Below are 22,109 nucleotides of genomic sequence, written 5' to 3'. Positions count from 1 at the left end.
CAGCGTTATCGTAAAACTAGCTGTTTGATCTTAAGAGCTGATGGCGCGATCTGTTCGCCAAAGTGGAAGAAGGTACTTTGGGACAAGTTCTGCGCGGGATCGCCAGGACGGCAATTGCGGTCCTTCAAAGTCAAATTCGAAAATCTGCCGCTGCTATACCAATGTTTCACTAACCAACAAGTAACACTTGTCACGCCCTCAGGCTCTCTTGACTATTTTGTATTGCTCGACGGATCGCCTCTGTCGTTGTGGCGCCCCCGTGTAAAACCTGTCCCATAGTGCATCCTTCCATTCGGGCGAAAAGACTGCACCATCAAATTCTGGGATCAAACACCTAGAGAGTTTCGCGGATGCGATTGCCTTCGTGCCGATCGGTGATCGTCTTTCCGTGACGACCGACCTGGTGACGACCCCTGGCATTGTTTATCTGGTCGGGCAGGACCGGGACCAAGTCGTTGCAGACTATGAGCGGCAACGCGAATTGCGCATGCACGAGATTTTTCAACTGGCTTCTTGAGACCCTTTAATCCCGTCGCGAGAAGTTTGAGGCATTCTGTGTAGCTCCGGTTTTGTAGGGGTGGTCAAAGAAAAAATTACATTGTTACAGAAGGTTAAAGGAGGTTGCGGAATTCTCGAAAGGTTGCTTGCGAGCCTGAAGCCAATCGCTTGATGAGACAAAAGTTTCGTTGCAAAAACACGTATAAAGTTTATTAGTGAATTTTGCAATTTTAACAGGTTATGTCATGGTCAGCAGTTTTTGTCCTCAGCCCCACTACGTCGCAAATCGCATTATCGAAGAAGGAACGCCGCTCGGTGCACCGCCGGTGTCGCCCCTCGCGGACGGCTACGTGGTCCTGACCAAGCCGACGGAATTTTCGCAAAAAAACTTGGAACGAATGGCCGCACAGTGCCTTGAAAACGACCGTTGCCTCACATTGTACAAGCCTCAAGCAAGTACCGAAGAACTTTTGCTGCGTACCGGCAGCAGCCTAGGCCTTCAATTGTGTCGCTTTGCTCCGAGTGCCGAGCAGATCGAGCCTCCGACGTTGGACATTTCCTTTCTGACCACTGACCGGGCGGTCGCGCGTCAGTCGCAATCTGCACGTCTGAGCCTGTTTCAGGCCGGGGGGAACCCTCCCGCCGAGCAAAGCGTGACATTTGTAGGGATCGGCAGCAGCACGGAGCTGATTTCAGCCAAGGTGAGGGACCTGATTGTCAACGCCGGAGATCTCGTACTTTTTCACCGCTCGTTCGAAGAAACGGTCCGGCATCTTAATCCTTCCGGAAACCTTTACGTGTTGCCGTATTTTTACGAGGATTTCGACAGGAATATCCTGTTGATCGACGGTTATCTTTCGGTTCTCAACCGGATGGGGGTTTCTCATGTCACGGTGCTGACCGAAGGCAATCCTCAGATCTACGACATTGCAGGCAAGCTGTGCCGGGAGAACCGCGTTTTCAGATACATCGAAATGACACCGGTCGGCGTCCAGATCGCCGAGAAACTCGGGAATTCACTCGGAACTTCGCTGCTGGATCCGGGGCATGTCTATCTGTCCGGCTTCGTAGATCGGCATGCGCGCAGCAAGTCGGGGCTGCTGGATGAAGTCATCGGATACTCGAATGTCGGACTGACATGCATTCTGGTCGAAATGTACTCGGCCGAGATTGCTCCGATCGTCTGCCGGCTGCGCGCCCTGAATAGGCGGAAATGGGTTTTCGTGGTTTCAAATGCCTTTTCCGCGCGGCAAAAGATTTTTTTCTTGGACACTGCGGCCGCGCAGTTTGAAATCGCTCAACTCGACGATATTAAGGGCGAGCTAACGACGGTGGTCATCACGGACGCTGCGTCCGATGCCTTGTTTCCGGCCACGGCAGTCCTGCCTCCCTTCGGATTTCTTCAGAACAACTTGCTGGCTTCAACCTGACATGTCGCGCTTATATATATACACGGCTCTCCAGTTCGCCATGTTTCATGGCCCGATCCTTATCGTCTTCTACGTGTCGCACGGGCTGTCGCTGCAGCAGGTGTATACGCTTCAAGCGATCCATTTCTTGGCCAAACTTCTGACGGAAATACCTGCGGGCATGTTTGCGGACCGAGTGCGCCGGCGCACATCACTTGCGCTCGGCGCGCTGCTGGTTGCTGGTGCATATGGCGGGATCTGGGCTGGGTCGGGGTTCCTGTTGTTTGCGGTGATGGAGTTTTTGGCCGGTGCAGGGCGCGCCTTTATGTCAGGTGCGGATTCCGCCTACATCTATGACGAACTCAAACACAGAGGCGAACTCTCGCGCTACAGCCAGGTCGAATCCACCAATTTCTCGGTGCTGAACATAAGCTTCATCTTTTACGCCCTAGCCAGCGGCCTGATCGCCAGTGTCGACATCGCGCTGCCGTATCTTTTCAGTGCGGTGTTCCTGCTGGCTGCTGCCGGTTGCGCACTCCTGCTTCCTGAACAGCCGGTAGTCGGTCCTGTGCGCGGTGAAACAAAAAAGATGAACCAATGGCAGATCCGCCGGGCGTTCTCCGCCATCTGGAAGACCGAGACCTTGCTGTTCGCGACCCTCATCGGTGGTGTCTATCTGTTTTTGCGAGAGTTGAATTTCTACACCGAGCAGCCCCTTCTAACTGGGCTCGGGATTGATATTCGCCTGTTTGGTGTTCTGCCGGCAGTGGGTGCTCTGCTGTGGGCAGTGTCCAGTTTTTTTAGTCCGCGCGTCTTTCAAAAAGTCGGCACAAGTGCCTCCTCAATTCTTGTCGGTTGTCTGACGGTCGGTCCCGCCATCTATCTCGTGTCAGGTAGCGAGTCACTGTCCGCGCTTGTCGTCTACGCGATCTTTTACGTGTCCTATGGCCTGGGGGAACCGCTGTTTCGCATCTTGACCAACCGGGCGGTTGAAGAGAGTTCGTTGCGCAGCACGGTCCTTTCGATTCAGTCGAGTTGCGCCTTACTGCCATTCTGTGTCATTGGCCCTTGGTTCGGTTCGCTGCTGGACACCCACTCGCTTCCGGCCGGCTTTGGGGTCATAGCCAGTTGCGCATCGATGGCGCTAGTCCTGAGCATTGTCTGGCTCCTGCGAAGGGGCCTTTCGTTGAATGCCGCATGATTGGAGCTACAAGGTGATAAGAACACTTCGTGGACACCTCAAATGCAGATGTTCCCCCGGCCAGTAACCGTTCCACATTGAGCGACAGCATCGCCAACGGATTGTCCAGACTTGGCATGACGTCGTCTCGTGGGGCACTTTGCAATTGGCGCGTAATCAATCCGGCCCGACACCTGTCCTCAGGCAATTGAGCTTGCCAATTACTCTGGCTGCGAACAACTGCGCGGGAACACGTCTGTTGTCCCAAGAATGACAGTTGAGTCCTTAGAGCAGGATAGAGTCCGCGAACAAATGGTCAATACCTGTAATTCAAATAAGGCAAAGTCGCCGAATCGGTCAATCAGTGCCTCCACTAAAGATATCGACGAGCGAAAACCGTTTTAAAAACCGTTTCAAATGTCCCAAATCAAACGGTGTGGCGTGCGTAACTCACATCGTGTCCTTATTGACTGATAGCTGACATCTTTTACCGGAGACATGGTTTACACCTTTTGCATTTGTAGTGGCCCCGGATGCCCTGGAAAGAGTGAAAGCCGATGGACGAGCGTCTACGTTTCATTGCCCGCCTTCTTGAGCGCGAAAATGGGCCAAATCCACGGTTGATGGATTTTGCTAACGCATTGATAGTAAATTCATATTGGTTCGTGTTAAAATTTTGGTTTACTGAAATTCATGGTGGTTTGTCCCAAAAAAATATCCCGAACAGGCAATCCATTAACCACGTTGTCAAAGAATGCCAGAGAGCAGCGCTTTCTCCATTGCAGGAATTTTCGATCGTCTTACCTTCATTACCTCGGCCCGAGATTTGTTCGGGCTGAGGAAGAAGCGGCTGCCGCCGGTGCTGGAACACCAACGACAGCCTGACCACACACCCGTATCCTTGGGAGATACCGGCCATGGCTATTGCCAAGACTAGACTGCCGCGCATTGCCGCGGAAACACCCTTCGTCATCTGTCCGCAGGTTTCTTTCGGTGCATCCAGCACGGTTCGTGTGGAGCCTTGCGAGCGTTCGGCCACCTGACGAGCCGAATTTTTCCCTGACCATTGATTTGTCGCGATCCGGCTACCGGATCCCGAATGCGTTGTGCCTTTCGCACGGGTTCTCCCTGTGCCTTACGTCGCATTGTGGGTTCCTTGCGCGGAACGCCAGGAGAACTTTGCATGACGAAGACCAGATCAAGGCGGAAAGCCGCTATTACCCCTGCAGCCAATCCCTTGCTGTCCCCCCAGATCATGGCGATGGTGGACAGCGCCGTCATCGGCGCGAGCGAAGCCGCATTCGGCGGAGACCCGGTGCTGCCCGAGGAAGTGTCCTCATTCGTGTCCTTCTGTGCCTCCATCCAGAAGCGCGATGGCGGGCTCATCGAGGCGGTGATCTCGGACACGATCGCCGCGGCGCCGCATTTCACGGCGTGGAAGCCCGACGCCTTTCCGGTCACCCGGCGGGCGGAAGAGCTTGCCCGTAGCGGTGAGATCGACCCGGAAGACCCGCCCCAGCTGCCACATAACAAGGCTATTGCCCGGCACATCAGGATCGACCAGTTTGCCGTCGACCTTAGAACGCTCACGGCAACGGCCATCGAGATCAAGCGCTCATCCTATCTGGGCAAGACCATCCGCGAAGCGGCTCGCCATGATCTCCTTTCGACGGCCATGCTCGCTCGATCCTATGCAAGACGGAACGGGATCAAGGCCGCGACCGGCTGTTCCGTCCTCATCTGTTTCTACGGAGAAGTCACAGCTGACTTTCATGGCTTCACGGTCCTGACCCGTGAAACGGTCGATCAGTATTTCGGCGTGGCGATCACCCCGGTGGTGGAAGCGGCACGGGCGTATTTTTCCCATCGCGTCCGGCAACGGCTCGAAGAGCTGGTCACACCGCTGACCGGCATCCTCTCGGACGCGAGAATGCTCTCCTGTCTTGAGGAACGCGGGCTCGGACCGGAGGCGGGGCTGAGAGCTTCGCCTCCACCCGGGTCCGGACGCCGACCGAGGCTCGCCGCAGTCTAGGCAGCCTCTTTCAATCCAATCCCGATTTTACAATGCCGCCCGTAGGTTCACCGACGGGTCAACAGGAGACCTGTGTCTTGTCTCATCTTGTTCCTCATCATCTGGACAGCTCTGATGCTGTCACCGCATTCCTTTCTTCCGAGCTCCCCGATCGCCTCCAGGCCACACGCCCGCTTGCCTGGTGGCGGCGCGACGGGCAGCTCAAGGCAAGCGAGATCGATCTCATTGCCGTCTGCCTCAATGCCGCCCGCGCAGTAACGGCCAAAAGCATTCCGGATACCGGAGACCTGACGGCCTGCTGCCAAGCTCTCAAGGACCACATGCGATCCGGCCGGACTTCTCAAGGGGACAACACTTCCCTCGACCTACTGGCCTCCGCCCTGCTGGTGGCGATCGATTGCACCAGGGAGCGTCTAGTCGAATGTGCCCCCGAGTCCATCACCAACCTCTGCTTACCTGTGTCCGATGATTGTCCCGAGCCACTCCCCGGTCCGAGCGCGATACCAAGGGCCGAAGCGTTGCTGCAGCAGGCCCGGCGGAGTGTTGCGGTTCTCTCGGATAAGGCAATCTGCCGGGAGGTGTGCCGATGACCTGCGTTTCTGAGACCGTCGAGCCGGTTGCCGTGACCCCTGAGACCGATCTCGTAAAGGCGCGCCTTGCCCGCAAGACACCCGAGGCACGGCGGAAGATGCGCATCGACAAGGTCTTTGCCCGCTTGGCCCGTCGCCTGCAACGGCGCGTCAATGCCGAGGCCGACAAGGCCGGGCACTATTCCAACCGGATCACCAGGGTCGAGATCGAATTCCCCGATGGCTTGGAAGACCAGATCGAGATGGATCCGGCGGACGACGAGGACGCGAATGTTACGGCGTCGATTCTCGATCGCGAGGCGCTTCTTCTTCCCCCTGTGCTCACCATGATCACAGCGGCGGTCGCTCGGACCATTGTCGACGCGGATGCGGGCAAGGCGACACGCCTTTTGCTTCCGGCCCGGGTCGTCGCCTTTGAAGCGCCTAAATCGTGGCAGGAAAGCGTGGAGTCGATTATCAAATTCTGTTTTGTCCCTCAAGGCTGGAAGGCGAGCAATCACGCCTATCTTCGCTCGAATTACAGGCGTAGTGGACCGGGCGTTGCTATCTTCAAGAGCACAGGTCCAGGCGACCTCAGGGCCAAAGACATCGACGAGGACGGCAGCGCGTTTTCCTGGCTCGCCCTTTACCTGCACGAGCGCTACGCGGTCTGTATCATTGCGGAGGACATTGAGGAGCTGTCCGGGGAGGCACGCGCGACCTGCGACGTGGTTCTGTCCCTGGGAACACTGACTGTCGAGGACCTGGAGCGGACCTTTCGCGCCTTGCACGACCGGGAACTACGCCTTGCAGATGCGATCAACCCGGATGTCCTGCGCTCCAAATCCGTCATCGAGATCGGCACCGCCATGCGGGAGCAGGAAGGACCGGCCCGTACCCGTGCCAGGTTGCGCCGATTGCTCACGTCCCGCGCGCCAGCGACTGGAAAAGGTCCGATCCCGCTGGAGGATCTCATCGGTTATGGCGAAGCCCGCACATGGGGGCTCGACCTGGCACTCGACCTTGCTGCCTATCGCAAGGGAGACATCGGCTGGGAGGAGCTCGACCGGGGGCTTGTTCTCACCGGGCCTCCGGGTGTCGGCAAGACGAAGTTCGCCGCGAGCCTCGCGCATAGCTGCGATCTGCATCTCATCGCCACCTCCGCCTCCGCCTGGCAGGCCTGCGGTCATCTCGGCGATTACCTGCGAACCATGCGGCGTGATTTCGATGAAGCCCGGCGGAAGGCGCCTTCGCTTCTCTTCATCGACGAGATCGACGCCGTCGGCAGTCGGAACAATATGCAGAGCATAAATTCGGACTACGTGAGAATGGCCATCAATGGGCTGCTCGAGCAGCTCGACGGTCTTGAAGGTCGCGAGGGCGTGATTGTCGTCGGCGCCACCAACAAGGCCGATGCTCTGGACAAGGCGCTCCTTCGGCCTGGCCGGCTGGAAAGGATCATCGAGATCCCATTACCCGACGAGGAAGACCTGGCGGATATTCTCCGGCAGTACCTCAAGGGTGATCTGAAGGACATCGAGCTCGGTCCGATCGCCCGGTTCCTGAGCGGCTCAAGCGGCGCCGATGTGGAGGCTCTCGTTCGTGCAGTCAGGGCACGGGCTCGGCGGGCAGGAGAGCGTCTTTCGAAAAGCCATCTACAGGATGAAATTCTGAGTAGGGTACCGCACTATGCCCCGGAGGAAAGATGGCAGATGGCAGTCCATGAGGCAGGTCACGCGCTCGTGGCCCATCTCTTCGGTCTTCGGGTCTTCCACATGTCGCTTCTTTCGCCGGAAATCGGGCCGCACGCCTTTGTCGACATGGGCTTTTCCGCCATTCCGACAGAGGCCGATATCGACAAGCATCTCGCCATCCTGCTCGCCGGTCGCGTCGCCGAGGAACTCCTCACCGGCATGGCCTCAACGGCAGCAGGCGGTCCGCGCGAGAGCGACCTGGCACGCGCCAGCGTCCTGGCGGCGATGCAGGAAACCTCCTTCGGCCTCGGCAGCTCGTTGCTCTGGAAAGAACCACCTGAGCACATCGAAGCACGGCTCGCGACCGATCATGTTCTGCAGAAGAAAGTAAGGCTGAGGCTTGAGGAGATTGCGGGTCTCGTTCGAGGAATGCTGTCGACGCAGATGCGGCTCCTTTACAGGATTGCCGTTGCACTGGAGCATCGCGGTGAGCTGAAAGAAGAGGAGGTCTTGGTGATCCTTAGCCGGATCAGTGGGGGAAGCGCAGCGAGACTTCGGCGAGGTTTTCTGCATTAGGCAAGACACATACCCGGTGTAGTGTTTGAATTGCAGCGCGCGTCTGCCGTCGTGCATGTCCTCCATTGGATCAATGAACAACAGGAGGTCAATCCGCACTCGAGGCCGACCTTCGCTGCAGTTCAATCAAATGACAGCTACGAAACCTCAATACGGACGTTCAGGCACTTCCCCGGGGTTCTCGATAGCGGACCTCATCAGTGTGAATGCTCTTTGTGGTTTAGTTGAGTATACGCCAGCGGAGCGTCTAGCAGATCTATTTGTAGTGTCTCAATAGGATGGTCTTGTGTCCATTGGGACGTCTACCATCTATATCTAGAGCCTATTGAGACATTTGGGGGATGAGATGAGACACGGCTAGCCGTCTAGTTTCGAACCGATTTCAGCAAAGCGCACAGGAGATGCAGCTCCCTCCTCAATGAACCTCACAACCTCATCCAGTGTATGACCATCGGAGAACTCCCGAGCCGCGCATTCCCAAACGACGAGTAGACGCCAGCCTTGGAGCAAAACCTTTTCGGCAGCGGCAGCATCCCGTTTCACGTTGGCATCGAATTTAGCCTGCCAGAATTCCGCATTGTTTGCTGGAGTCGTGGCTTTTGGACAGCCGGGGTGACGGTGCCAGAAGCAGCCATGAACCTGAATTGCAACGCGCCATTTTGGGAGCACGATGTCCGGGGTTCCTGGGAGGCGGCGATCATGAATTCGAAAGCGGTATCCAAGCGCATGCAGTGCTTTCCGCAATTGGATCTCCGGCTTCGTGTTCGTGCTTTTGATCCCGGACATCATCCGCGATCTCGTCTTCTGATCCACTAAATCGGCCATTCCCGGAATGTATATATCTCGCGCGCATTTTTCACCTGGATTATTCCGCCATACCTGGTAGAGATGCCGATAAGAAAGGGACTACATGCCTCAGGAATTTGCCATCATTGACCTATTTGCCGGTCCGGGCGGGTTAGGTGAAGGATTTTCGAGCGCCGGACGTCGTGATGGTGCCCCGATGAAGATCCATTTGTCTGTCGAGATGGACCATCACGCTGTCCAGACCCTACGTCTTCGGGCATTCCTACGGTCGTTCGACGAGTTTCCGCAGGAATATTATGATGCGCTGAATGAAGGGAAGGCGTTTCCAGACTGGGCAGAACTCTACCCGACCAACTGGAAGCTTGCCGAGCAGGAAGTCCGTCAACGTGTGCTGGGTGATGAAGGTGTCTTCAATGAACTGGCAAAGGAGCTTGATCGTGCCAAAGACAAGCATTCCGGCAACACGATCCTGATCGGTGGACCGCCTTGTCAGGCATATTCCCTCGCCGGTAGATCTCGCAACAAAGGGAAGGCGGATTACGTTCCCGAAAAGGATGCGAGACACTACCTGTACCGAGAGTACGTGCGAATACTAGATCGGCTAAACCCAGCTGCTTTCGTAATGGAAAACGTCAAGGGCATGCTTTCGAGCAAAGTGGACGGCGGTGGCATCTTCAGCAGGGTTCTCGACGATCTCGAAGCGGCAGGTGACGGATATCGTCTGCTGCCGCTTGCCCAGCCAACTGCTTCGGACGGTGGCCGCGTAGATGCCCGCGATTTCCTGATCAAAGCCGAGGATCATGGCATTCCCCAGGCTCGCCACCGGGTCATCATCCTCGGTATTCGGAATGACCTTGCCAGAAACCTGGTTCTTGATGGTCCAGTCCTTGGGGGCAGACAGCCCCAGGTGACTGTCGGAGAGGTCATAGGAGGGATGTGTCAGTTGCGTAGTGGCCTAAGCCGCAAGGATACAACGGGAGATTGGCAGCACGTTGTCCGGGCGCAGGCATCTGCCATTGCAGAAGCTCATGAAGTCGCTGAAGACGTACGTGCTCTGGCACGATCAATCGTTATCGCAAACGACCTTCCGCATCTTCGTGCCGTTAGCAGTAAAAGCGAAACATTATTTGGCTCGAGACACCTGCAAGAATGGTTCTCGGACGAGCGGCTGCACTCGACCCTGCAGCATGAGACGCGCGGGCATATTCCTGACGATCTCGGCCGTTACATGTTCTCGGCGGCATTCACTCACAAATTCGGCCGTGCACCAAAGCTGATGGAGTTCCCCGAGTTTCTCCAACCGGCGCATAAAAACCGGGGCTCCGGCGATTTTGCCGACCGGTTCAGGACGCAGTATGCCAATCGACCATCGACAACTGTCACCAGCCACATTTCCAAGGACGGGCACTACTTCATTCACCCTGACCCGAAACAGTGCAGATCTCTGACTGTTCGAGAGGCTGCGCGACTCCAAACTTTCCCTGATAACTACTGGTTCTGCGGCCCCCGCACGAAGCAGTACCATCAAGTAGGTAACGCGGTTCCGCCGTATCTCGCCTTCCAGATCGGCAAGGCCGTCAGGCAGTTGTTGACCTGATCGATTGTTCCTGACCGCCAGTTAGTTGGCGACCTGTGCTATTTCGTGGGCACCGAAACCGTTCTGCTCCAGTTTTGAAAGAACTTGGAGCGCGACCGAAGTCTGGCGTTCGGTCGGGATGCGGCTGGGGATCTTGGCGCAAGTATCGAGCACCCCGTACTCGGAAGGTGATAGCAGCTTGTGCAGCCGCCCCCAATCACGTGCTTCTTGCCAGAACTTTGCACCGAATTCGAAAACCTTTGCCTGATCTTCGACGCTCTTGGTCAACTCTGCATCATCCTTGACCTCATTATCCTCTGATTTGGCATCTTCGATCGAAATTAGCAGGCCTTTGAAGTCCTTGGGGTATACAAGTTTGGACTTTCGGAAGCGCTCCCAACAGGCTTGCTTCTTCGCCCATTCGCTCATATTCCGAACACCTTCAGGCGGCGTGGTTATCAGCGTCTGCGCCTCGGATGCTGCCACGAGCAGCGCTTCTTCCAAGGCTGCCGGAACAGACTGCGTTCGCCAAACTCGCCCGAGATCGATTACCTTCTCGGCTGCCTCTGCGTCGTGCACCAGCTTTGCAACGGCGTAGGTCACAATGTTGGCACGGTAGCCGCCCTCGTACCATTCCTGAGCTGAGACAAGCTTTTCCAGCCCGCGGAAAATTATGGCCTTTGCGACGAGGTGCCGGAACCAGACTTCATTGATGCGCACACCATTCCGCCCCCACATCTTTTCGATCACCTTGGCGAACTCGGCGAAGTTCTTTTGAGCCCCCTTGGACACAACTTCCGGCTTTCCGTTCCATGAATTCTCGAACTTCGCGAGATCCGTCTTGGTGAAGAATTGGCTCTTAGGGAATTCGGCATCCCACTTGTCCCGTTGGGTTTTGGTCAACTTGCTGCGCTGATCTGCGAATTGCCCCCTAGCGCGTTCATAGAACCATTTCGTTTCGCGATAACCACCAGACCCTGCCGGGGCCAAGATCTTCCGCGACAGTTCTTCGATGCGGATGTGGAAAGGGTGATTGGCAAAGAAGTCTGCCGCATTGACTTTGTTCTGGCTATTGGCGAACTCCGAAATCCGTGGAACCACAGTATCGGCTAGAACCGGAGGCACGACGTTCAGCTTCATTTGGACAAATATGTCTTTCAGACCCTCTCCTGCCAGCTTGCGTGCGGCGTGGATGGAGGCGGTGGTCTGGCCGCCATTCACAATCTGGAGGTTGTCTGCGCTCGTAATGACAAGGCCGTCACCAATCCGTTCCAGTTCGACTTTCTCGGCGGTTGCTGCGAGACCGTTATTATACGCAAGGAACATGTGAGGTTCCTTCGTGATTGTTTCTCTGATCCCCTTGTTTACTTTGCCACGAGCCTGCAAGAAGCTGCGCACGTTGGCTTCGAGTAAGCGAGCACCCCACCGGTCATAGATTTCGGCCAGCTGCTTACCCGGAATGACTGCGATGTAGCTCTCCAGCGCCGTCTCCGCCCCCGATGCTTTGAGTACGGGAACACCGCCCCCAAAGTCTTGTACGAAATCGATAGTCAAATCTTCCCGTGCACGTCCCTGCTCGACGAAAGCCTGAAGACGCTTCAAGTCCCAAACGCTGTAGGTTACCGGCTTCCCGTCGATTTGCCCCGCGGGCCGAGCATCAACCTTGGCTCGGTTGTCGGAATTGGTGATGTAGACAAGCTTGAATTTCTCGATCGCCGACCAGCGCTGTTGGATAAGGTCCGAAAGTTGCGCTGCGTTGCTTGTCTCCTCGAGGTCATCAAGGAACTCCTCTTGCCGCGCAAATCTGAGGAACTCGACCAACTTTGAAAATTGCCCATTCAGATGTTTTCCATCTGTTTTTCTGACTTCGGGCGTGATCTGGAAATCACACAGGATCAGCGCGAGATCACCACCTGTATCTCGAGGGTCACCGCCGTAGCCGGACACCTGCAGTGTAACTCTACGCCGTTTTCCATCCTTTAATACGGAGCGGGTGCCCTCAAAATGACAATAGTCACATTCGTCGATCTCTCCGGCCTCGGTGAGGATTTCACCAACCTTTTCGAAGAAGGCTTCCTGCGTGTAAAAACCCATCGCATCGGCGTCCCCCTGGACGTCGGCGATCAGGCTCTGATGAAATTCCTCAAGCGCCGACATTCCTCACATCTCCCATTATCAAATCGTTCAAATCAAAACCTGTTTCGAATTGGGCGCACGCATCAAGACGTATTGAATAGGCCAGTTCCTCGGTGCCTGGTGGCAGCGGTGGTACAATTCTAGGAAACCCCTCAACCACTTCGAAAAGGCGCACTCCTCCCAAGTGCCAACCACGCTCAAACTGGACCGCGTCTTCGTCGTAGGGGCTTTCCGCGAGGCGTTGCTCCCAGACGTTCAGCGCCGCCATATCGTTCTCGAAAAGGGTGGCGGTTCTGTCTACATGATCCTTCAGGTTGTTACCCGTGGCGCCTAGCGAGGTATCGACATCCTGCACTCTTAGGAATAGCCGAGCGTCGTCGATATCCATCAGCTGTGCCTCGGACGATATCCTTATCTTTGAATGAGCAGCGCTTCTGCGCGCCTTCACCTCAAAGTAAAATCCGGGCAACTCAAAATCTTTTGCAGTGCCGAACGGCCCTTTCCAGGCTTCAACAGCTTTTGCCGGGCCGAGAACGTTGACGAGTTCGCGAAGGAAAGCCAGTTCTCCGACGAGGCCGCGCTGGACCTCAAGCCGCATCTCCTGTTTTCCCCCTCGAAGCAGATGATGCCAGCGCATGGCTCGCCGGACCGCCCGGTTAACAGCACTCTGCAGATCGGCAGCTTGTTCACCTGCCGAAACAACGTCCCGGCAGAGTGTTTCGAACAAGTCGAGGTGCTTTGGTTCCGAAAGAGCAATGCACCAGCAGTTGCTGCCTTCGACGACGCGATAAAAGATCCCGACGTGCTTTAGTTTCGGCAGAGGGCGCACTTCCTCGGTAATTGCCGCCAGTCGCAAAATCAGGCCCGGAGAGCTGTCCGGCATCCGCACCCAGAAGAAATCAAAACGGCCCTTGCCATCGACGCGGCGTGCCTGGTTTTCGGAAAGGTTGGCCCACGGACCCTCAATCGTCTTCATAGGCGCCATCGTCTTCCTCTTCGGTGCCGTAGATTTCGCGGAACTTTTGCGTGTTGATAATGTATTCGACCCGATCATTGGGTTTGCTCGACGGTGGGAGACTGATGCTCCAACCGATCACTGGGCGCTCAGGCAGACGATCGAGGACGCTCTTGTCCCGAAGTTGATCGATTTCCATTTGATCGGGCTGGCGTACTTGCACGACATGCAGGACAAACAAGGGTTTGTCGCGGACTTGGCGGTAGATCCTGTCAGGGAAGGATGGGCGTTTGCTCTCATCCGTGCCATCGAGTTTTTCCTGCGCAAGGTACTGCGCTTCGGCATGTTGGGCCTTCTTTCCGTCGACACCGATACGCTCAACACCACGCGAAGCGATGCGAGAGCGCTTACCACTCATGGACAGCAAGTGATCCGAAAGGTCAGCGTAGCCAATGCGCCGCATTTGCGGCCCAACTGACCAGTTGGCAATATCGAAACTAGTGGTTTCGCTCTTCACGTCTGTCACAAGCACATCCCAGAACTTCAGCTCATCCTCGTGGCGGTCGCGGATGTAGCTGCGTACTGGGCCAGGCTGCGTCAGAAACGCCTGATCATGGTTGCGCCAACTGAGCAGGAACTGGTCGATCAGCTCGACGGGGGCGTCTAGTAGCAAATGACCACCGTTGACCCTCTCCGCAGCATCAGGGTCAAGACCGCGAGCCGCCAGGTCTTGTAGGAGGCGCTTGGCTGCAGCTTCGTTGGCCTCCAATTCTTTCGGTTTTGCGGTGATTTTCGCCGTCTCGACCCACGCATTGGAAAGCCCGATCATGACATGTTTCTGACCGGACCCCATCTTGTTTCGTGCCGTGACAAGAAGCGATGCCGGGTGACTCCTCACGGCCAAGCCGAAGTCCGACGGTGTCGCCTTCGCTTTTTCCATTCTTTTGAGTTCGAGATGTAGTTCTTCGCTGGCTTCGGCGATATGGGCATACCAGTCGATTGCCTCGGAAGGCATCCAGATACGGCAAAGATCCTCGTAGCCACCACGGTAGCCAAACCAGCGTCCCATCTGCATTAGAGTGTCGTACATCATGGTATTGCGGAGGAACCAAGTGATGGTTAGTCCTTCAAGGGTAAGTCCTCGCGACAAGGAAAAGCCGCCAACTGCGATAACGGTCTGACCGATGCTGGAATCCCCGGAGTAATCGAGACCGTTGGCGCGGCTGTTCACTTCGACGACTTTGGTGGCGGCTACGGCTTCCAACATGGCCGCAAGAACCTTGGACCAGTCCGATTCTGCATCAGAGTATTCCATTTCCCAAGTGTCGTGCAGGTCGGCAATCATCGCATCATTTATAGCGGCCGCGTCGCGCGCTCCGTTGACCCGCAAAGAATCCAAAATGCCCTCGACATATTGATGGAGTCGGTTCCGGAGCAATCCTTGAACACTCGTGAAACGGCTTGCATTCACCAACATCGAGCAATGTTTCGCCGCCTGTCCGCGCAAGTTTCGAATCGTACGTGCAATCAGAAAGGCTCGCACAGCTTCCCTCAAGCTTTCGGGCAACTCATCGACAGTCTGATTAATGCGGTGTTTCATTGGAAGGACATCTTCGTTGTCGGAGATGTAACGAAGCCAGATCGGGTCTCCGTCATCTGGAACGCCGTCGATGAAGATCTTCTTCGCCCCGAAGTAGTTGGAGGGCGCATCAAGACCCACGATGAAATGTTTGGGAAATAGGTCTTCTTTCAACGCTTCATCGTACTGGTCAGGATCGACAAAGATGTTAGCGAAGGGTGTTGCGGTGTAACCGACGTAGCAGCTGCGATGGAACATGTTCAGAAGATCGCGGATCTGCCCGTTGATCTTCGTGATTTCTTCTTTGGAATACTTGGTATTGATCGAAGCGTTGTCAGCCTCGTCGTCGATCAACAGCATCGGTTGGTCGATCATCTGATCGTCACCCCGCGCGCTGTTCTCCCGCAGCCAGTCCAAAAGGTTGCGCAAAGTGTTGTGGTTCTTCTTGATCACCAAGACGACCGGTACCTTGTATGAGTCGATTTGGCTGGTATTCGTCGACGCCGTGTCCTTGCGAAAGTCCGAAAGAGTGTTGGTGAGGCTGACCGGAACCTGTCGGTCGTCGAACAAGCCAACACCGATGGCGCGGTTGCCCTTCTTGCCTTGGGTGGCTAACCGTCCTGTATCACGACCGATGAAACCTTCGTCGATTCGCTCCTGCGTCTGGTTCCGTAGATTGTTGTGAATGCCAGCGATGACTACGATCAGGCGATAGCCCGCATCTGCAGCCTTGCAGATCAGACCGGTGTAGTTCGCAGTTTTCCCGCTCTGCACGTGACCGACGACCATTCCGCGCCGGTCCCATTTCTCCGCAAGGCCCGGATTGCCAAGACGGCCAAGAATTCGATCCGTCAACTCGTCCGTTGTCGTGATGACGTCCTGCGGCAGACCATTCTTGTGCAGCAGCTTCTTGTACCGGTCCCAATAGAATGGCTGGATCGACGCCTTAGCTTCGTCCAGCCAAGGACGGAAGTTCTCGGCATCAACCATGGCGCCAAGTCCCATCGTGATGCCGAATCGTTCCTCAATGTCCCGTGCCAGCTGCTCAAGCGCATCAGGCGCTGCGTTTACGTTCAGCGCCATGTTCATTGTAGTGATGAAGTCTCGAAGTTCAGCCCCAGTTTTACGTTGATGAGCCAGCGATTGAGATACCACATCATCGAGGTGTTTCAGTTGCGCTGTCACGAGCGTTCTCCATGTTCGATGTCTTCGACCAGCTTCCGAATCGAGTCTTTGTGGTGGATGAAGGGCTCCGTTGAGCACAGGGTCCGCACCACGTCATTTCCTGTCATGCTTGCCGCTATGAGGGCCCGGACCGCAGTTTCTGCTGCCTCGGCGAGTTCGCTGAATTCGGTCTCATCCGAAGTGACTCGTTCCGCGCCGCCAAGCATGTCAGCGTGAAGCGCCGCGATCGGCAGTCCGGTCCCGAGCAAGTTGATACAGGCCTGGAAGCCGTGGCGGAGTTCTTCAGGCAAGATCTGCACGTAACCGGTGATCGAGGGATGCTCGACATTCGGTCGATAGACAATGCCTTCGTCCTTCCGAATGCGGTTCCACAACGGCAGGTTTTCGTCCGACACCAGCTTGCGGCCGCGCCGTTGGTAGGTTCGCTTGGATGTCCCCTGCAACCGCTCGACAATCCGTCGCAGCCTTTCGCGAACCACGGGCGGCATTTGCGCGGAAGCCTTCCTGACGTCGATCTTCCAATCGGAGTCCATGGTGTTTGGAATGTCGACGCGCACCCGCGCGAGTTTCGTCAATTCGGTCTGTCGCGCCAATCCGAGCCAGCTGCCAGCGATGATCAGGCGCCGCTCGCGATAGATATAAAAACCTTGTGACCGAAGGTGTCCTTCCGAGCCACCCAGTTCTTCCCATGCTGACTTCGACATCTTCTTGTGATGAGGAAGGGTGAAGCACTGAGTGACGACCTCTCCGTTCAGGAGCGGGAGCCGTTCCTCCGGATCAGCTTGGGTAGCTAAGTGGTCTGTCGCAAAGGGATCAATGGGGGACAACTTCCTTTCGTTTAAAAGAATGCGGAGAGCGGGTCTGTTGCCTTCCATATACCGGTGAAAACAAAGACGCAGATGTCGCTCGGCTCCCGATATAGCCTTGTTGATCTCTGCGGACCTTTTCCCTGTATCGTGGCGGAAGTTCGTAGAAAGACGATCCAGCTTGCGCCAGAGAACGATTGTGCCGTTTTCCGGCAAACTATTAGCCGCTGGAATTTTAGACAGATCATCCTCCAGATCGACCCGCCAATCATTGGTCTGCGCCACATTGTCGAGGTCCCATGTCGCGGCACAAGTCTCTCCAGACTTCCGCGAAATTACCGTCAACTGTCGGCACTGGGAAAAACTGGCGCTCTTCAAACCCAAGCCGAAACGACCAAGGTCACGCCCTTCTCTTTCTAGGAGAGGATTTTTTGAACCGGGCCGCATCGCTTCAATCAGTTCGGGCTCGGTCATTCCGCACCCATCGTCGACGATTGCGATCCATGGCTCGTCAGTTGCTGTCTCCGCAAGGATATTCACTCGAGACGCTCGAGCTGTCACCGAGTTGTCGATGATATCGGCCATGGCGGTCTCTAGGGTGTACCCGAAATCTCGCATCCCTTCGATCAGTGAAGACGCGTGCGGCGTTGCATCAGCTTGCCGTTTATTTGATCGGGAAACCATTTACCCTCCACGTGCAGCGCTTGTATTCAGCGCTCTTTAAACTTGCAAACAAGCCGCAGGCAAAGACATTGAGATCACGGCCCGCTCATAAGTTAAAGCGATCCGACAATGCTCATAGAAGTATTTGTACTAATCCCCCAATGTTGTGCACATCCTTATTCAGATCGACGCCGGCAGCTGTCGTTTTTCCCGGCCGAGAGCTTGGAGACCCTTTGCTCAAGAATACTCAACCCTAGGCCGTGTGGGCGAATTGGAGACGTATTTCGTATGACACCGGTCAAGAGTTGGAGTGAAAAGACTTGCAGAGCGTATCGGTGATACGCGCAAAAGAATTTTCGCGCCAAATCGACGGCTGGTGTCACACCCGAAAGGCCGGGCCTGCATCGCTCAATCCCGTCGGGAATCCGCCTTGAGGATGCGCCAGCATCCCCTGCGCCGGATTTCCTTGTTCTTGAACCATGCATTTCCCGGCGAAATGCATCTCCAATTCGTCCACACGGCCTAAGATCACCAAGATTCGACTTCGGGCCAAGGCCGATTCCACCGATCGCAGTTACCACAAAAACATTTACAATGAAATTTCCGATTGATTGGATTGATTGCTTCTCGTTTATGGCGAATGTTTGCGCTCCGCCTTTCAGACCACTGACAAGGGAGACGACCCCTGTCGTGGGCTGGAAGGTCAGATCTCAAAGGAGAGGCACTACAAATACGCACCCTTAGCAAACGTTTGGCTTTCGCCCGTATTGGCCGTTGCAGCTGTTAGCCGAAACGAACGACGGCTTCCGGGCATCGTTCCAAAGAGCGAAACCGACCGAATCGTGGGCGCGAAGCGGAATCGGGTTCCTGCATGTGTCAGTTGCTGCCCATTATGATGAGTTTTGGTCGATTGCCCTTGCCTGCAAAGTTGCACCCGCATCCGAGTAGGTTTTTGAAAATGTTGCTGTCTATCTCGATCCAGCAAATTCCACCGGCATGTCGGTCTGCTGTTTCGTAGATCGCTGGCAAATCCTGCGGTTTTCCATCTTCGAAAGTGGCGTCAACTCTTTTGCTTTCGCATGTCTGGGAAATGAACCCGTGGCAGATAATCGCCTGGATCGGACTTCCGACCAGGTAGTCTGCAAAGGCCGCCGAAGGTGCCGATATAAGCGGCAGGGCGCACACCAGGGCTTTCAGGATTCGGCTGATCATTTGCTGACGCCTTCCGATAGAGCTTCTGCGACATCATCCACGGCTTGTCTGTAGCGCTCGGACAAGCTGACCCTTCTCGGGCTTGGAATTTACAAACCGTCGTTCGAACTCTAGGCACAGAGTTTTCACAGCGAAAATGTAGAATAGGGCTCCCCAACAGGGCGGGCTTCTTGAGGCGTCCAGAAATCTTGAGGCTATTCACTGGACTTACAAGAGCCGCCGCCAAAGGCGGCGTTTCCTGGCGCGCCGCGCGCCGCCGCCCCTGTGCCGCAGGGCATTCCTGTTACGGTCCGACCGGTTGATAATTGTTTGCCGCCTCTTCGCGAATGATGCGGAGCCGTTCGCGATCAGATTTGTACCGTCGGGCGAGATCTGGTCCGAGGACGAAGTCCAGGTCTGTAGCGCCCTTCAGTTCATCGATGGCCAGGTAGAACAATTCGATGTCTTTTCGGTTGCGTGTGTCTTGGGCTTGTTTTCTGGTCGTGAGCCAAGTTCGGACAAGGGACCGTGTCAGTTCGCGGTCTGTCTCGTTGGCTGCAAACTCCTTTAGCTCCGGGTTCGTAATTTCCATGCCTGCCCGTGTCACAGCTCGGGTGAGGCGCTCGCGCCATTCATCCGTGCCGCCGGTGATGACGACTTGCCTCCATCCTTGGCGTTTGGCATGAGCGACAACAACGTCGACAGTATCGGTGGTTGGCTTGGACACCGTTGCTCGTAGAGGCTCTGTGGTGACGACAACACCGGTCTTCAGGCGGATGCGCGCTCGAGCGGCCGCCTGCTGTTCTACCCAGGCAAGTCGCGGGCCCAGTTCTCGTGGAAGGTTAGCGAGTTGAGCCTTGTAGCTATCGCGCCAGGTAACCTCCTGCAGGCTTGGCTGCTGGTAGAGTTCACTTTCTAAGGCTTTAGCACAACGCAATTTTGCTTTTTGCTCCACTTCCAAATCCCTGATGTCACTCTGTTCAGACCCTTCCGCCGGAGACGGCGAAGCAAAGAACGCCGCCTTGAAACGGTCGATCGCGGCGAGAACTTCGGGCGTTAATTGCGCAGGATCGAGCGGCCGAGGCGTTGCCGGTTCAGAATATTCCGGTGTGCCTTTGTGCTCCCCAAGATGCCTTGGGCTTTCGGCCGAAGCATTGGAAAATATTTCAGTTGGCTGATAGCTCGGTTCGAGTTCTTCTTTTGCAGCCTTGCGATTTTCTCGAGTCGCGCGCCCGGTCACACCGAGGCGCTCCACCGCAAAGTCATTCAACGGCTCAAGGCTTTCGCAGTGAATGAGCTCCAGGCCGGCAAGCCGACTGTCGACATCCGCCTTGCGAATTGATGCTTGCCCATGCCGCTTAGCCACCCGGCTTAAGGCCCGCCGGAGCGGCACCCGGTTACATCTTGGCGTGACGACGACAGCAACTTTCTCGCCGGTGGCCAGCCTTAAGCCCGCAGCATCGAGTAGTGCACGAAACGATTTGCCGTCGTCACTCGCATTCCAGGCGCGCCAAACCCGGATTTCCACTTCGTCGATGGCCATATCCTCAAGGCGCTCAGAAGCGGCGCGTTCTTGCGCGGATGTCGCCCGGGTTGCTCGGTGCTGGTCCAATCCAGCTTCAACCATGGCGTTGGCAACAGCGGCAAACTCAGTCTCTCGCAAGGTCGTAATGACGGACCGGTTATAGATGCCGCTGGTAAAGGGCTCGCCCGTCATGAACTCGCTGATACGCGACAGCTTCTCCTGTCGGGGGGCGAGGTGGCTCATGCGAATGGCCTTGCCCTCGGGAGAGACACGCAGATAGGCCCTATGAACATGGGTGGCATGCCGACCGCCACGACCAAATTTTTGGTGCTCGGCCTCAACGTAGGGCTGTCCAACAAGGTCCATCTCGTCCTCGAACCGACACCAATAATCTTCCCATTGGTGGGCGTCGTACTCAATGGATGGGCTCGCCCAGGTATGCAAAATAGGTTTGCGAGAGCGGCAGCCTGAGGCAAGGAGACAAAGCTCTTGGAGCCCATCGACGGCTCCTCGACCGAGAAGGCCATGGGTCCGGATCTCGACGCGCTCATGACCGTCGGCTTTCAACCAATGATACGCGAGTGCCTCATCTCCCGTGTGTTCCGTCATTCCTCCGATCATTTGATCGCTCGTTGGATGGCATAGACCGCCTGGCGTACGGTCTGAAGGTCGGCGATTAGTCGCTCGATAAGCTCGTGGTAGGCCGTCATCCGACCAAGCCTGGCAATACGCGCAGCCTGTATGAGCGCACCGGAAAGTCGCCCTGCATGCCGGGAGAACTCTGCGACAACCTGACGGTCTTCTTCGGACACGATGATCCGGTTGCGGGCAATCCGAGCGACGGGTTCTGCCCCGACGAGATGCTCTGCGAGCACCTGGTGGGCGTAGGTGCCGGGCCGCAAACCGGCCCGAGCGGCCCGATCGGTCAGAATGCCGTAAAGGTCGTCTTCCATACGCACGCCGACCACCTGATTTTTCTGCCGCTTTTCGCTGCCACTGCTCATCCTCATCCACTCCTGGTCGGCCAAACATCGGGGGTCCACGGGGCGCGTAGCCCCTGGCCAGCTGCCTTGGAAACCGCTTGCGCGGTTAACAAGGCACGGCTGGCTGCTGCCTCTCTGGACCTCCTGAAATCGTATGAATGCCCATGAAAGAAACAAGCCGGTCGCCTCGGAAAAAAAGTTTTTGTTCCTTGCATCGCCGTGTGAATAATTGAGGGCCTCTACATTAATCAGCGAGGCTAACTCATGAATGAACACGACCCCGACATCACGCCGACCGAACCGCATACTCCGGACTTCTCTTCTGTGTCTGTGCTTGCGCTTAGGCGAACCCTGAGGGAGTGTCACGCAGCTGCGAAGAGCACACACAACGATCTGGCTGCTCTCAAGAATGGCTCATCTCTGCCAGCAGGAAGTTCGGCCTACGCGGCTATCGCCGGTGTGGCGCTCGGTGAGCGATACCCGGTCCAGGATCCTGACAGAGACCTCTTTTCCCGCGCCATTGAGATGGCGGAGAGGGGGCAGCTTACGGGCTACCTGGATGATGCTGTTGATGAGGTCGGCTCCGTTGTACGCCTGATGGAGAAGGGGTTGCGGGGACTGGAAGTGTTGGACCACCTCACAAGGCCGCTGCCGGCCGGATGGTCCAACCTTTCCGCCCCGGCCATGGCAAGGGCCATTTCGGACCACTGTCTCGCCGTCATCGGCCCGACGCTTCTTCGATAGG

17 protein-coding genes are annotated in these 22,109 nt (G+C 56.2%); 9 read left to right on the top strand and 8 right to left on the bottom strand.

The window, feature by feature from the left end:
* The first annotated feature begins 364 nt into the window (after positions 1-364).
* The 7 genes from ABLO27_RS12850 (at position 365) to ABLO27_RS12820 (ending at position 7,958) form a co-directional block, all read left to right on the top strand.
* Positions 365-517, top strand: coding sequence for a hypothetical protein (locus ABLO27_RS12850; protein ID WP_353033309.1), 153 nt, complete (start codon positions 365-367; stop codon positions 515-517).
* Positions 518-743: 226 nt separating this feature from the next.
* On the top strand, positions 744-1,928 hold the full coding sequence (locus ABLO27_RS12845) for a hypothetical protein (protein ID WP_353033308.1): 1,185 nt from the start codon (positions 744-746) through the stop codon (positions 1,926-1,928).
* A 40-nt stretch (positions 1,929-1,968) separates the two neighbouring features.
* Positions 1,969-3,108 (top strand): MFS transporter, encoded by a 1,140-nt coding sequence (locus ABLO27_RS12840; RefSeq protein WP_353033307.1) that lies wholly within the window; start codon positions 1,969-1,971, stop codon positions 3,106-3,108.
* An 896-nt stretch (positions 3,109-4,004) separates the two neighbouring features.
* Positions 4,005-4,130: a hypothetical protein gene (locus ABLO27_RS12835; protein WP_353033306.1), complete on the top strand. Its 126-nt coding sequence runs from the start codon at positions 4,005-4,007 to the stop codon at positions 4,128-4,130.
* Between the two features lie 140 nt (positions 4,131-4,270).
* Positions 4,271-5,119, top strand: coding sequence for a hypothetical protein (locus ABLO27_RS12830; protein WP_353033305.1), 849 nt, complete (start codon positions 4,271-4,273; stop codon positions 5,117-5,119).
* 77 nt (positions 5,120-5,196) lie between these two features.
* Entirely contained in the window at positions 5,197-5,709 is a 513-nt protein-coding gene (locus ABLO27_RS12825) for a hypothetical protein (protein WP_353033304.1), read from the top strand.
* Complete coding sequence (locus ABLO27_RS12820) at positions 5,706-7,958, top strand: AAA family ATPase (RefSeq protein ID WP_353033303.1); 2,253 nt, start codon at positions 5,706-5,708, stop codon at positions 7,956-7,958. Before ABLO27_RS12825 ends, ABLO27_RS12820 begins: the two co-directional genes overlap by 4 nt.
* A 357-nt stretch (positions 7,959-8,315) precedes the next feature.
* Here ABLO27_RS12820 and ABLO27_RS12815 read toward each other — a convergent pair whose 3' ends face one another.
* A complete protein-coding gene (locus tag ABLO27_RS12815; protein WP_353033302.1) occupies positions 8,316-8,783 on the bottom strand; it encodes a very short patch repair endonuclease in 468 nt (155 codons plus the stop codon).
* A gap of 85 nt (positions 8,784-8,868) precedes the next feature.
* Here ABLO27_RS12815 and ABLO27_RS12810 point away from each other — a divergent pair, with 85 nt between their 5' ends.
* Positions 8,869-10,362, top strand: coding sequence for a DNA cytosine methyltransferase (locus tag ABLO27_RS12810; protein ID WP_353033301.1), 1,494 nt, complete (start codon positions 8,869-8,871; stop codon positions 10,360-10,362).
* 21 nt (positions 10,363-10,383) lie between these two features.
* Here the strand turns inward: ABLO27_RS12810 and ABLO27_RS12805 are convergent, their stop codons facing one another.
* The 7 genes from ABLO27_RS12805 to ABLO27_RS12775 form a co-directional block, all read right to left on the bottom strand.
* A complete protein-coding gene (locus tag ABLO27_RS12805) occupies positions 10,384-12,498 on the bottom strand; it encodes an AIPR family protein (protein WP_353033300.1) in 2,115 nt (704 codons plus the stop codon).
* Positions 12,485-13,462, bottom strand: a complete 978-nt coding sequence (locus ABLO27_RS12800; protein ID WP_353033299.1) for a PD-(D/E)XK motif protein — start codon at positions 13,460-13,462, stop codon at positions 12,485-12,487. Before ABLO27_RS12800 ends, ABLO27_RS12805 begins: the two co-directional genes overlap by 14 nt.
* A complete protein-coding gene (locus tag ABLO27_RS12795; protein WP_353033298.1) occupies positions 13,440-16,196 on the bottom strand; it encodes a Z1 domain-containing protein in 2,757 nt (918 codons plus the stop codon). Before ABLO27_RS12795 ends, ABLO27_RS12800 begins: the two co-directional genes overlap by 23 nt.
* A complete protein-coding gene (locus tag ABLO27_RS12790; RefSeq protein ID WP_417714786.1) occupies positions 16,193-17,620 on the bottom strand; it encodes an ATP-binding protein in 1,428 nt (475 codons plus the stop codon). The genes ABLO27_RS12795 and ABLO27_RS12790 overlap by 4 nt, the downstream gene beginning before the upstream one ends.
* A gap of 921 nt (positions 17,621-18,541) precedes the next feature.
* Complete coding sequence (locus ABLO27_RS12785) at positions 18,542-18,877, bottom strand: hypothetical protein (RefSeq protein WP_353033296.1); 336 nt, start codon at positions 18,875-18,877, stop codon at positions 18,542-18,544.
* Between the two features lie 283 nt (positions 18,878-19,160).
* On the bottom strand, positions 19,161-20,990 hold the full coding sequence (locus ABLO27_RS12780; RefSeq protein WP_353033295.1) for an LPD7 domain-containing protein: 1,830 nt from the start codon (positions 20,988-20,990) through the stop codon (positions 19,161-19,163).
* A gap of 8 nt (positions 20,991-20,998) precedes the next feature.
* Positions 20,999-21,385, bottom strand: coding sequence for a hypothetical protein (locus ABLO27_RS12775; RefSeq protein WP_353033294.1), 387 nt, complete (start codon positions 21,383-21,385; stop codon positions 20,999-21,001).
* Positions 21,386-21,628: 243 nt separating this feature from the next.
* On the opposite strand from ABLO27_RS12775, the gene ABLO27_RS12770 reads away from it, so the two are divergent.
* Positions 21,629-22,108 (top strand): hypothetical protein, encoded by a 480-nt coding sequence (locus tag ABLO27_RS12770; RefSeq protein ID WP_353033293.1) that lies wholly within the window; start codon positions 21,629-21,631, stop codon positions 22,106-22,108.
* Position 22,109 lies beyond the last annotated feature (1 nt).

This window comes from Roseibium sp. SCP15 (assembly GCF_040329435.1).
In the GTDB taxonomy this organism is placed as follows: Bacteria; Pseudomonadota; Alphaproteobacteria; order Rhizobiales; family Stappiaceae; genus Roseibium.
The sequence above is the reverse complement of the archived record's forward strand: the minus strand, read 5'-3'. Positions and strand labels throughout refer to the sequence as shown.